Raw genomic sequence first — 12,262 nt, 5'->3', positions numbered from 1 at the left:
CCACCGACAGCATCGACATGACCCCGAGCCTCGTCCTGGTCCTGGCGATCGGCGTCCTGTTCGCCACGGGTGTCTACCTGCTCCTCGAGCGCAGCCTGACGCGCGTGCTCATCGGCTTCATCCTCATCGGCAACGGCGCGAACCTCATGTTCCTCGTCGCCGGAGGGCGGGCCGGGGGCGCACCGATCATCGGGAAGACCGAGCCGGCCCAGATGAGCGACCCGCTCGTCCAGGCCATGGTCCTGACCGCGATCGTCATCACCCTGGGCCTCACGGCCTTCGTGCTCGCCATGGCCTACCGGTCGTGGCAGCTGCACGGCCACGACGAGGTGCAGGACGACCTCGAGGACCGCCGCGTCGCGCGCCACGCCGCGCGCAACGCCCCGGCGTTCGAGGACAGCGACACCGAGGAGAGCGGAGCCACCCTGGACGACGAGGCCGCCGAGGTCTACGACGAGACCGACGGCGACGGGGACGGGGAGACCGACGCGCGCGACGGGAACCGTCCTGGGCCGGACAAGGCGGCACGCAGACAGGGCAGACCGGGCACCGGAGGAGGTGAGGGCCGATGACCTTCCCCTACAGCTTCGCGACCCTCGTCCCGCTGCCCGTCGTCCTGCCGCTCTTCGCGGCGGGCCTCGCGCTCGCGCTGTGGCGCCACCCGCGCGCCCAGCACATCATCTCGGTCGCCGCGCTGACGCTGGTCCTGGCCGCGTCGATCGGACTGCTCATCGGCGCCGACAGCGGCCCCATCGTGGTCGACGTCGGGGAGTGGGCCGCGCCCGTCGGCATCGACCTGGTCGCGGACCGGCTCTCGGCGCTCATGCTCACGGTCTCGAGCTTCGTGCTGCTGTGCGTCCTGCTCTACTCGCTGGGGCAGGGCGTGGCCGACGGGCACGACAAGGCCCCCGTCTCGATCTACCACCCGACCTACCTGGTCCTGGCCGCGGGCGTCGCCAACGCGTTCCTCTCGGGCGACCTGTTCAACCTGTACGTGGGCTTCGAGATCCTGCTCGCCGCGTCGTACGTCCTGCTGACGCTCGGCGGGACGGGGGAGCGCATCCGCGCCGGGTCCATCTACGTGGTCGTCGCGCTCCTCTCGTCGGTCATCTTCCTCGTCGCGATCGCGCTGACCTATGCCGCGACGGGCACGGTCAACCTGGCCCAGCTCGCCGAGAGGCTCCCGGACGTGGACCCCGGGGTCCGCATGACGCTGCAGCTCCTGCTGCTGCTCGCGTTCGGGATCAAGGCGGCGATCTTCCCGCTCTCGGCCTGGCTCCCCGACTCGTACCCGACGGCGCCCGCCCCGGTCACGGCGGTGTTCGCGGGGCTGCTCACCAAGGTCGGCGTCTACGCGATCATCCGCACCCAGACGCTCCTGTTCCCCGACAACCGCCTCGACACCGTGCTCATGTGGCTCGCGCTGCTGACGATGGTGATCGGGATCCTGGGCGCCGTGGCGCAGAACGACATCAAACGTCTGCTGTCGTTCACCCTGGTCAGCCACATCGGCTACATGATCTTCGGCATCGCGATGGCGTCCGAGGCCGGGATGGCGGCGTCGATCTTCTACGTCGTGCACCACATCACCGTCCAGACGACGCTGTTCCTCGTCGTCGGGCTCATCGAGCGGCGGGGCGGATCCACGTCGCTCGACAAGCTGGGCGGCCTCGCGAAGATCGCGCCGGGGCTCGCGATCCTGTTCTTCGTCCCCGCGATGAACCTCGCGGGCATCCCGCCGCTGTCCGGCTTCCTCGGCAAGGTCGGCCTCCTCCAGGAGGGCGTCGCCCAGGGCACGCCGCTCACGTGGGCGCTCGTCGTGGGCAGCGTCGTGACCTCGCTCCTGACGCTCTACGCGATCGTCAAGGCATGGAACAAGGCGTTCTGGCAGACGGCACCGGTCGAGCTTCCGTCGACGGGCACCCCGCGCGGCATGGTCGGGCCCACGACGGCGCTCGTCGCGTTCGGTCTGGCGCTCACGTTCGCCGCGGGCCCCCTCTACTCGTACGCCGAGCGCGCCGCAGGGAATCTCATGCAGCCCACGACGTACGTCGACGCGGTGTTCCCCGACGACTCGGGGCGTGGGCAGGGAGTGTCGAGCGACCTCGTCGAGGAAGAGCAGCAGGGAGGTGAGGACTCATGAGCCTGCACCGTCGGAGAGGTCCGCTCGCGGGCGGCTGGTTCGGCCGGCTCACCGCGCAGTGGCGGACCGTTGCCTGGCTGACGGTCGTGTGGGTCATGCTCTGGGGCGACCTCTCGTGGGGCAACCTCATCGCGGGCGTGATCATCGCGAGCCTGCTCATCACCTTCATGCCGCTGCCGTCGATCGCGACGAGCGGGACGGTCCGTCCTTGGCCCCTGCTCGTGCTGGTCTCCCGGTTCGTCGCCGACCTCGTGGTCGCCTCGTTCCAGGTGAGCATGCAGGCCTTCCGCTTCCACCACACCCCGCACGGGGCCGTGGTCGGTGTCAGGCTCCGCAACCCCTCGGACATCTACATGACCATCACGGCCGAGCTCAGCTCGCTCGTGCCCGGATCGCTCGTCATCGAGGCGCACCGGCTCACGGGCATGCTCTACCTGCACGTGCTCGACCTCGACGCCGCGGGCGGCGCCGACAAGGTCCGTCAGGACACGCTCGACCTCGAGGCGCGGGTGCTCCGCGCGTTCGCGTCCAACGAGGAGCTCAAGGCCGCCGGGCTGTACCACCACCCGGGTGAGCCGTCCGTGCCCGCGGGAGCGGCGCCGTCGGGCACGCGCGGGGCGGGCGCCGCCGCCGACGACGCTGCACGCCGGACCGATCGACGTACCGACCGACGGGAGGGGAAGCGATGATCGTCGTCGTCCTGATCTGCGCCGTGCTCCTCGCCTCGGCCGCGACGCTCGCCGTCGTGCGTGCCGAGAAGGGGCCGTCGATGCTCGACCGCACCATCGCGCTCGACGTCTTCACGACCACGCTCGTCGGCACCATCGCGCTCGAGGCCGCCTGGTCGCGGCGCACCGAGACCATCCCGATCCTCGTCGTGCTCTCGCTCGTGGGCTTCGTCGGGTCCGTGACCATCGCGCGCTTCGCGTCGGTCGAGCCCGAGGGCGAGCGGCGCATCAAGACCCGCGAGGAGATCGCGGCCGAGGAGGCCGAGCGGCTCGCGGCCGAGGACGACGAACGCGACATGGCTGCCGACCCCGAGCACGGCGCGGAGCACGAGCCCGACGATCTCGCGGAGGCAGAGCCCGCCGCCGCCCCCGAGGTCGACGGCACGACCGGACCCGAGGAGGCACGCTCATGAGCTGGACCGTGGTGGCCGACGTCCTGGCCGCGATCTTCCTGCTGTGCGGGGCGTTCCTCGCGTTCGCCGCGGGCGTGGGCGTCGTGCGGTTCCCGGACCTGCTCGCGCGCATGCACGCCGCGACCAAGCCGCAGGTGCTGGGCCTGATCCTCGTGCTCATCGCGCTCGCGCTGCGGATCCGCAGCTGGTCCGCCGTGGGCATGCTCGTGCTCGTCGTGATCTTCCAGCTCATGACGTCGCCCGTCGCGGCGCACATGGTCGGGCGCGCGGGCTACCGGACCGGGAAGGTGCGTCCGGACCTGCTGGTGCTCGACGACCTCACGGCCGACCAGGAGGCCGCCGACCGGGAGAAGGTCGAGGCCGACCGCGACGCGGCGCAGGCTGCGACCGATGCCGAGGGTGACGGCCGGCCCGTCGAGGGGGACGGGGACACCCGCCGAGGGTGACCTGTCCCCGCGCGCCCCGCCGGGTCCGGTGATAGACCCGCTACATGACCTCGTCGTCCCAGCCGCCCTCGACCACCCCCGTCGCCGACAGCCCCCGGGTCGTCAAGACCGAGGAGCACGCCGAGAGCGCGCTCACGGTGATCGTCGCGTTCGGCGCGAACCTGCTCATCGCGGTCGCCAAGTCGGGCGCCGCGGTGATCACGGGCTCGGCCTCGATGGTCGCGGAGGCCGTGCACTCCTGGGCCGACACGGGCAACGAGGTGTTCCTCCTGCTCGCGAACAAGCGGTCGCGCAAGCCCGCGGACCACGACCACCCGCTGGGGTTCGGGCGCGAGGCGTACGTGTGGTCCATGTTCGCGGCGCTCGGGCTGTTCGCCGTGGGCGCGGGGGTCTCGATCACGCACGGCATCCAGGAGCTCGTGCACCCTGAGCCGGCCGACGACTTCGGGATCGCGTACGCGGTGCTCGGCGTCGCGTTCGTGCTCGAGGGGGTCTCGTTCCTGCAGGCGAACCGGCAGGCGCGCAAGGAGGCGAAGGCGGCCGAGCGAGACCTGCTCCAGCACGTCCTGGTCACGTCCGACCCGACGCTGCGGGCCGTGTTCGCGGAGGACGCCGCGGCGCTCATGGGGCTCGTGGTCGCGTTCGTGGGCATCTTCCTCCACCAGGTCACGGGGTCGCCCGTCCCGGACGCGATCGGCTCGATCGTCGTCGGCCTGATCCTCGGGGTCATCTCGTGGATCCTCATCGACCGCAACCGGCGCTTCCTCGTGGGCGAGCCTGCGGGGGCCGCGACGCGCGACGCCGCGCTGCGCGAGCTGCTGGCCGACCCCGAGGTCGACCGGGTGACGTACCTGCGTCTCGAGTACGTGGGTCCGCGCTCGCTCTACCTGGTCGCGAGCGTCGACCTCGTGGGGGACGACGACGAGCACGTGGTCGCCGAGCGCATCGACGCGCTCGAGCGTCGGGCGACCGCTGCGCCCGTGATCGCGGGGGCCGTGATCTCGGTGTCCCCGGCGAGCGAGCGTTCGCTCGTGCCGTCGGACGAGCCGGGCCGGCGCGACCTCGCGTGAACCTCGGCTAGGTCCGGTCCGGTGCGGGTTCCCGGTCTACCTCGTCGTCGCGGATGACGAGGTGCGTCAGCAGTCGGCACGACGAGCGCGCATCCGGCCGGTCACGCATCAGCCGGGCAGCCGCTCGTCGAGCCAGCCGAACACCTCGTCGAGGAACGCGCTGCGCGCCGGCTCGGGGGACAGGACCAGGTCGTGCGCGCCGCCTTCGATCTCCACGAGTGTCACGTCGTCGCCGAGCCCGGGGGCGCGGTCCTTGATGTGCTGGACGTCCAGGACGCTGTCCGTGGTGATGACCTCGGGGTGCCAGCCCTTGTTCGGGCCGGACCGTGTCGAGGTCAGGACGAGCACGGGGCACTCGATGTGCAGCCCGCGCGCGATCTGCTCGTGCCCGCGACGGATCTCGCGCAGCCAGCCGGCGCGGACTGGGAAGCCCTCGTGGGGCTTCCAGCCCAGCTCGTAGTCCCACTCGCCTCCGGTGCCGGCGTGCAGCGCCTGCCCGTAGGCGTCGTCGAGCGACCCGACCTTCAGGCGAGGGGCGAAGCGCCCGACGACGTCGATCACCCGGGTGGAGACCACGCGGTCGAACCAGCTCGAGTTGAGGTCGAACCACGGGCTGTTGAGGACGAGCGCGGCGATCCTGCCCGGTCGTGCGTTGGCCCACAGGCTCGTGACGAGACCGCCCGTCGAGTGCCCCACGACGACGAGCTCGTCGTGGCCCTCGGCACGGATCGCGGCGGCCGCGGCGTCGAGGTCCTGGGCGTAGACGCTCAGGTCGTCGACCATGTTGGGGTCCTTGCCCGCCTCGGTCCAGTGCGCGAGCGAGCGGCCGTAGCCCCGCAGGTCGATCGCGTAGAACGCGTAGCCGTGGTCCTCGAAAGCGTCCCCGAGGTGGGCCTGGAAGAAGTAGTCGACGAACCCGTGGACGTACAGCACGGCCCGACGGCGGCGCTCGCCTCCCGCGGGAGGCGTCGCCTTGCGGACGAGCGTCGCGGTGTCGCCGTCGGGGAGGTCGAGCGTGCGGGCGACCCACTCGGGGCCGAGGACGTCCTGGTGCCAGCCGTTCGTCATGGTGCAGCCCTTCGCCCGCGTACTCGGGCGGTATCGCGGTGCCGCCATTGTGCCCCTTGCGGGGTGCCCTGTCAGGACGAGCGAGGAGGCGTGCCTCGCTCGTCCTGACAACCCCTTCCGGGGGATGCCCTCGGTCGGTACGACCGGGTTCGCGCGGTCGCTCCCGCCTCGCGAGCGGGAGCTTCCCGCCCTGCTCGCCGGACGGGAGCCGCGGATCAGGCGGGTGGTGCGGGGCTCGCGGGCGGAGCCGGAGGAGCAGCAGGCGCCGCGGGCGGTGCCGGGCGGAGGTCCTCGCGCAGGCGTGTGGTCTCGTCGAGCTCGGAGTCGTCGGTCTGCTCGGTCCAGGGCTCGGTGACCTCGGCCGTCCAGGTCTGCGCGGGCTGCGGGTGGGCAGCCGGCGGTGCGTACTGCGCCGGCGCGTGCGGCTGTGCGACCGGTGCCGGCGGGACCGCGGAGGCTGGCGCGTCGGGAACCTGCGGGGCCGGCGCGTGCGGCGGCGCGAACTGCTGCCCGGCGGCCGGCGCAGGCGGTCCGGGCGGGGCCGGCGGGCTCTGCTGCGGTGCGTACTGGTCGACCGGGACGGCCTGGACCCCGGCCCCGACCGCGTGCGAAGGCTGCACCGGGTAGGGCGCCGGGACCGGTTCGGCGCCCGGGGCGGAGGCCGCCGGGTCCGGAGCGCCGAAGGGCTGACCGGGCTGCCCCGGGTACGCCGGCTGCCCGGGATACGGGGGCTGTGCCGGGTACCCCTCGACGGGGGCGCCGTACCCGTACGGCTGGGCGGCCGGTGCCTTGCGAGGGCGCAGGAGCAGCCAGGCGACGAGCCCGATGACGACGAGCCCGAGGAGCACGATCACCACGATCGCGACGAGTGCGAGGTTCACAGGGCACCCCCGGCGGGGAGGTCGGAGGAGAGCTGCTCTCCCGGGTGGGCCGGCGCCGTCGTGCGGTCGCCGCGGTCCGGTGCGAGGGTGGCGGAAGGTTCGAGCCGTCGTGTAGTCACGCCCCCAGCATCCCGTGGATCGCGGGACGAGAAAAGGGGAACCACCGGCTGGTACGGCAGCCGTCCGACACAGTTGCCGACATGACGGACAGACTTGAGTGGAATACGCTCAAGTTTGGTCGCGTTGATCCAGGTAGACCCAGACCCCAGAAGTACCGGAGACCCCATGGACACCAAGTTCACCACCATGTCCCAGCAGGCCATCGGCGAGGCCATCCAGACCGCCTCGGCCGCCGGCAACCCCCAGCTCGAACCCGTCCACCTCCTCGCCGCACTGCTCACGCAGGAGGGGGGCGTCGCCGTCGGGCTCCTCGATGCCGTGGGCGCGAACGCCCAGGCCATCGGCCAGAAGGTGCGCGCGGCGCTCGTCTCGCTGCCCACCGCGAGCGGATCGGCCGTCGCGCAGCCGACGGCGTCGCGCGCGACGTCGACCGCCCTCGACCTGGCCTCGAAGGAGGCCCAGGGCATGGGGGACGAGTACGTCTCGACCGAGCACCTGCTCATCGGCATCGCCGCAGGTTCCTCGCCCGCCGCACAGATCCTCACGGACGCCGGGGCGAGCGCCGACGCGCTGCGCTCGGCCCTGCCCGCGGTCCGCGGCTCGGGCCGCGTCACGAGCCCCAACCCCGAGGGCACCTACAAGGCCCTCGAGCAGTACGGCCAGGACCTCACCGCGGCCGCGGCCGAGGGCAAGCTCGACCCCGTGATCGGGCGCGACTCGGAGATCCGGCGCGTCGTGCAGGTCCTGTCCCGGCGCACCAAGAACAACCCCGTCCTGATCGGTGACCCCGGCGTCGGCAAGACGGCCGTGGTCGAGGGGCTGGCCCAGCGCATCGTCGCGGGCGACGTCCCCGACTCGCTCAAGGGCAAGAAGCTCATCTCGCTCGACCTCGCGGCCATGGTCGCGGGCGCCAAGTACCGCGGTGAGTTCGAGGAGCGGCTCAAGGCCGTCCTGGAGGAGATCAAGTCCTCGGACGGCGAGGTCGTGACCTTCATCGACGAGCTCCACACCGTGGTCGGTGCGGGCGCGGGCGGAGAGGGCGCCATGGATGCGGGCAACATGCTCAAGCCCATGCTCGCCCGCGGCGAGCTGCGCCTGGTCGGTGCGACGACCCTCGACGAGTACCGCGAGCACATCGAGAAGGACCCGGCCCTCGAGCGCCGCTTCCAGCAGGTCTTCGTGGGCGAGCCCTCGGTCGAGGACACCGTCGCGATCCTGCGCGGGCTCAAGGAGCGCTACGAGGCGCACCACAAGGTGACCATCGCCGACTCGGCGCTCGTGGCTGCCGCCGCGCTCTCGGACCGCTACATCACGGGCCGCAAGCTCCCCGACAAGGCGATCGACCTGGTCGACGAGGCCGCGTCGCGCCTGCGCATGGAGCTCGACTCGTCGCCCATCGAGATCGACGTGCTCCAGCGCGCCGTCACGCGCCTCGAGATGGAGGAGGTCGTGCTCTCCGAGTCCGACGACCCCGCCTCGCGCGAGCGCCTCGAGAAGCTGCGTGCCGACCTGGCCGACCGCCGCGAGGAGCTGTCCGCGCTGACCGCGCGCTGGGACGCCGAGAAGGCGGGCCACAACCGCGTCGGCGACCTGCGCGCCAAGCTCGACGAGCTCCGCGTCCAGGTCGAGCGGGCCATCCGCGAGGGCGACCTCGAGACCGCGGGGCGCATCCAGTACGGCGAGATCCCGCAGCTCCAGGAGCAGCTCCAGGCGGCCGAGCAGGAGGAGGCGTCGATCGACAGCGACGAGTCCGCCACGGCGCCGCCCCAGGCGCCGATGATCGCCGACAAGGTCGGTGCGGACGAGATCGCCGAGGTCGTGTCCGCGTGGACCGGTATCCCCGCGGGCCGCATGCTCCAGGGCGAGTCCGAGAAGCTCCTCCACATGGAGGACGTGATCGGTAAGCGCCTGATCGGGCAGAAGGCTGCGGTCGCCGCGGTGTCGGACGCCGTACGACGTTCCCGCGCAGGCGTCGCCGACCCCGACCGCCCCACGGGCTCGTTCCTGTTCCTCGGCCCCACGGGCGTCGGCAAGACCGAGCTCGCGAAGGCGCTCGCGGACTTCCTGTTCGACGACGAGCGTGCCATGGTGCGCATCGACATGTCGGAGTACAGCGAGAAGCACAGCGTCTCGCGCCTGGTCGGTGCCCCTCCGGGGTACGTCGGCTACGAGGAGGGCGGCCAGCTCACCGAGGCCGTGCGGCGCAGGCCGTACTCGGTCGTGCTGCTCGACGAGGTCGAGAAGGCGCACCCCGAGGTGTTCGACATCCTGCTCCAGGTGCTCGACGACGGCCGGTTGACCGACGGCCAGGGCCGAACGGTCGACTTCCGCAACGTCATCCTGGTGCTGACGTCGAACCTGGGCTCGCAGTTCCTCGTGGACCCGCTGCTCGACGACGCGGCCAAGCGTGAGGGCGTCATGTCGGCTGTGCGGGCGAGCTTCAAGCCCGAGTTCATCAACCGGCTCGACGACGTCGTGATCTTCGACCCGCTCAACCTCGACGAGCTGGGACGGATCGTGGACATCGCGGTCGACCGGCTCGGCGAACGGCTCGCGGACCGTCGCCTGACGCTCGAGGTCACGGCCGGAGCGCGCGAGTGGCTCGCGCTCGAGGGCTTCGACCCCGCGTACGGAGCGCGTCCGCTGCGCCGCCTGGTGCAGCGCGAGATCGGCGACCGCCTCGCGCGCAAGCTGCTCGCGGGCGAGATCGCGGACGGCGACACGATCGTGGTCGACCGCTCGCAGGTCGAGGGCGAAGGGCTCGAGCTCCGCGTCCAGCAGTGACGCCCCGGTGAGGTGCGTGCCGTCGGGCGGGGGGATCCTCCTGCCCGACGGCGTCGCTCGCCTCGTGCGTGGAAGGCCCGGTCCCCTGAGGGGTCCGGGCCTTCGTGCGTGCGCAGCCTGGTCTCGCTCCCACGGAACGGGCATACTGGACGATCAGCCCACGTTCCCTCGACGGAAGGTCATTCGTGCTGCCGGACTCTCCCGTGCCCGACCACCTTCCGCAGACCCGCGCCGCCCGCCGCCGTGCCGAGGAGATCGCGTCCTCGCCGTCGCGCGCGGCCAGGCGCCGGCGCCGTGCCGAGGCCGTCCGGCACGCACGCCCCGGCGCCGAGGTGCGTCGCGCGAGCGCGCTGCCTCAGGTCATGGTGGTCACGCTCGGCCTCGTGGGCGGTCTGCTCGCGGTCCCGGCCGTCCAGGAGCTCGACGGCGAGGGGCCGGGTCTCGAACCGATCGGAGCGCGCTGGGACGCCGCGCTCGGGCGGGACGCCGACCGCGCCAGCCGGAGCGACGGCCCCCGCGGAGCGGTCCTCGCCGAGGCGGACCCCGCTGCGCAGGCGCCTGTGGCGCCGACGGTCGAGCGACCGGGCGGGGGAGCCGGGGGTCCGTCGGACACGCCCCCCGCGCCCGACCCTGCGCCGACCACCGAGGCTGCGCCCGAGGCACCCGCCCCGACCGGCCCGCCGCAGCTCGGCGCGACCGGACCCGAGGTCCAGGCGATCCAGGAGCGGCTGCAGGTGCACGGGGCCACGGTCCTGGCCGACGGCGAGTTCGGTGCGGGGACCGACCGCGCTCTGCGCACGTTCCAGGCGGCACGAGGCCTCGAGCCCGACGGCGTGGCCGGTGCGGCGACCCGGGCCGCGCTGCTCGCCGACCCCACCACCTCGACGGGCGGAGCCGGCTCGACCGGGGGAGCGCCGTCGTCGGGCACCGGGGACATGGCCGCGGTGCTGAGCCTCGTCAACGGGCAGCGCACGGCCGCGAGCTGCCCGGCCCTGCGGGCCGACGACCAGCTCGCCCGCGCCGCGACCCTGCACGCGCAGGACATGGTCGACCAGGGGTACTTCAGCCACACGAGCCTCGACGGGCGGACGTTCGGCGACCGCGTGACCGCTCAGGGGTACGCGCGACCCGGCGGTGAGAACATCGCCGCGGGCCAGCAGACCGCCCAGGCCGTGGTCGACGCGTGGATGGCGTCCGAGGGGCACCGTGCGAACATCCTCAACTGCGACTTCACCGCGATGGGGATCGGGCGCGTGGGCAACACCTGGGTGCAGGTCTTCGGGTACTGAGGACGCCCGGAAGGTCCGAGGTGTCCGCTTGCCGGGCGAGCCAGCGCGCGCCGCGACATACTCAGGTGTGAACCCGTCCCACGAAGCAACGCCCGAGCCCGCCGCCCAGCAACGTCTCGACCACGCACCGCTCCGTTCCGCGGTCATCGTCAACCCGAACCGGGTCGAGGGGCTCGACGAGCTCCGCCGGACCATCGAGGCCCAGCTCGCCGACGCGGGCTGGCCCGCCCCCGCCTGGCTCGAGACGACCGCCGAGGACCCCGGCACCGGCCAGGCCCGGCAGGCCGTCGAGGACGGCGCCGAGGTCGTGTTCGTGAGCGGCGGCGACGGCACCGTGCGCGCCTGCATCGAAGGGCTCGTCGGGACCGAGGCGGCGCTCGCGGTCCTGCCCGGCGGCACGGGCAACCTCCTCGCGACCAACCTCGGTATCCCGCCCAGCCCGGAGGACGGCATCCGCCTCGCGCTCGACCGCGGGCGCCGCGCCGTCGACATCGGCGAGGTCGACGGGCAGGCGTTCGCCGTCATGGCCGGCATGGGGCTCGACGCCGCGATGATGGAGGACGCGCCGACGGCGCTCAAGGCCAAGGCTGGTGCGCTCGCGTACGTCGTCTCCGCGTTCAAGCACCTCGCCGACGACGAGATGAAGGTCGAGGTGCGCGTCGACGACCGGCCGGTGCTGCGCCGTCGTGCACGCAGCGTGCTCGTCGGGAACGTCGGCAAGCTCCAGGCGGGCGTCAACCTGCTGCCCGACGCGGTGCCCGACAACGGGCAGATGGACGTCGCGATCCTCGCGCCCCGCAACCTGGGCCACTGGGTCCAGCTCCTCGTCGGGGTGCTGCGAGGGCGCAAGCGCGTCCCCAACATGGAGGTGCTGCGCGGGTCACGGATCTCCGTGATCTCCGACCGGCCGCAGCCACGCCAGCTCGACGGCGACGTGATCGAGCCGTCGAAGAAGCTCGAGGTCAGCGTCCGTGCCGGGGCGCTGTGGGTGTGCGTCTACCAGCCCGACATGTCCGACGACATCGCGGAGGGCGCGCCGGCGGACGGGTGATCCGTGGCCGCACTCACGGGCAAGCGCCGAACGCGGGACGGTCGCGCCGACGCCCGGCGCGGTGCGCTACGGTGACGACCGCACCACCCAGCACCACCGCACGACCCAGCACCACCGCACCACCAGCACGACCCACAACTCCACACACCCACGGGAGCTCGCAGCAGCGAGCTGAGAGGGCGGCTCAGCGCCGCCGACCGTTCGAACCTGTTCGGATCATGCCGACGTAGGGAGAGAGCCATGAGCTCTGAGACCGCTGTGCCCACAAC

Annotated in this window: 11 protein-coding genes and 1 riboswitch; of the genes, 9 read left to right on the top strand and 2 right to left on the bottom strand. The window is 72.5% G+C overall.

All coding sequences use genetic code 11. The features are described 5' to 3' along the window. The first annotated feature begins 17 nt into the window (after positions 1-17). The 6 genes from ACIPWA_RS14255 to ACIPWA_RS14230 are packed head-to-tail and all read left to right on the top strand — an operon-like array spanning position 18 to position 4,800. Positions 18-572: a Na(+)/H(+) antiporter subunit C gene (locus ACIPWA_RS14255; RefSeq protein WP_056653481.1), complete on the top strand. Its 555-nt coding sequence runs from the start codon at positions 18-20 to the stop codon at positions 570-572. Beyond that, complete coding sequence (locus tag ACIPWA_RS14250) at positions 569-2,143, top strand: Na+/H+ antiporter subunit D (RefSeq protein ID WP_400291135.1); 1,575 nt, start codon at positions 569-571, stop codon at positions 2,141-2,143. Before ACIPWA_RS14255 ends, ACIPWA_RS14250 begins: the two co-directional genes overlap by 4 nt. Further along, entirely contained in the window at positions 2,140-2,832 is a 693-nt protein-coding gene (locus tag ACIPWA_RS14245; protein WP_400291133.1) for a Na+/H+ antiporter subunit E, read from the top strand. The genes ACIPWA_RS14250 and ACIPWA_RS14245 overlap by 4 nt, the downstream gene beginning before the upstream one ends. Beyond that, on the top strand, positions 2,829-3,284 hold the full coding sequence (locus ACIPWA_RS14240; RefSeq protein ID WP_082609020.1) for an MrpF/PhaF family protein: 456 nt from the start codon (positions 2,829-2,831) through the stop codon (positions 3,282-3,284). The genes ACIPWA_RS14245 and ACIPWA_RS14240 overlap by 4 nt, the downstream gene beginning before the upstream one ends. After that, the gene (gene mnhG, locus ACIPWA_RS14235; protein WP_082609019.1) at positions 3,281-3,730 is read left to right on the top strand and encodes a monovalent cation/H(+) antiporter subunit G; all 450 of its coding nucleotides are present in this window, start codon (positions 3,281-3,283) and stop codon (positions 3,728-3,730) included. The genes ACIPWA_RS14240 and mnhG overlap by 4 nt, the downstream gene beginning before the upstream one ends. 44 nt (positions 3,731-3,774) lie before the next feature. Further along, complete coding sequence (locus tag ACIPWA_RS14230) at positions 3,775-4,800, top strand: cation diffusion facilitator family transporter (RefSeq protein ID WP_400291130.1); 1,026 nt, start codon at positions 3,775-3,777, stop codon at positions 4,798-4,800. Between the two features lie 108 nt (positions 4,801-4,908). Here the strand turns inward: ACIPWA_RS14230 and ACIPWA_RS14225 are convergent, their stop codons facing one another. Beyond that, the gene (locus ACIPWA_RS14225) at positions 4,909-5,868 is read right to left on the bottom strand and encodes an alpha/beta hydrolase (protein WP_400291128.1); all 960 of its coding nucleotides are present in this window, start codon (positions 5,866-5,868) and stop codon (positions 4,909-4,911) included. Positions 5,869-6,083: 215 nt separating this feature from the next. Continuing rightward, positions 6,084-6,749: a hypothetical protein gene (locus ACIPWA_RS14220; protein WP_400291126.1), complete on the bottom strand. Its 666-nt coding sequence runs from the start codon at positions 6,747-6,749 to the stop codon at positions 6,084-6,086. A gap of 285 nt (positions 6,750-7,034) precedes the next feature. On the opposite strand from ACIPWA_RS14220, the gene clpB reads away from it, so the two are divergent. The 3 genes from clpB (at position 7,035) to ACIPWA_RS14205 (ending at position 11,993) form a co-directional block, all read left to right on the top strand. Continuing rightward, a complete protein-coding gene (clpB, locus tag ACIPWA_RS14215) occupies positions 7,035-9,653 on the top strand; it encodes an ATP-dependent chaperone ClpB (protein ID WP_056652684.1) in 2,619 nt (872 codons plus the stop codon). A gap of 203 nt (positions 9,654-9,856) precedes the next feature. Continuing rightward, positions 9,857-10,942, top strand: a complete 1,086-nt coding sequence (locus ACIPWA_RS14210; RefSeq protein ID WP_400291124.1) for a CAP domain-containing protein — start codon at positions 9,857-9,859, stop codon at positions 10,940-10,942. Positions 10,943-11,009: 67 nt separating this feature from the next. Continuing rightward, a complete protein-coding gene (locus tag ACIPWA_RS14205) occupies positions 11,010-11,993 on the top strand; it encodes a diacylglycerol/lipid kinase family protein (RefSeq protein WP_056652677.1) in 984 nt (327 codons plus the stop codon). Between the two features lie 140 nt (positions 11,994-12,133). After that, positions 12,134-12,243: riboswitch (TPP riboswitch) on the top strand. The last annotated feature ends 19 nt before the right edge of the window (positions 12,244-12,262 follow it).

This window comes from Oerskovia enterophila (genome assembly GCF_044748475.1).
Taxonomy (GTDB): Bacteria; Actinomycetota; Actinomycetes; order Actinomycetales; family Cellulomonadaceae; genus Oerskovia; species Oerskovia enterophila.
This window is presented reverse-complemented; position numbering and strand designations above follow the sequence as displayed.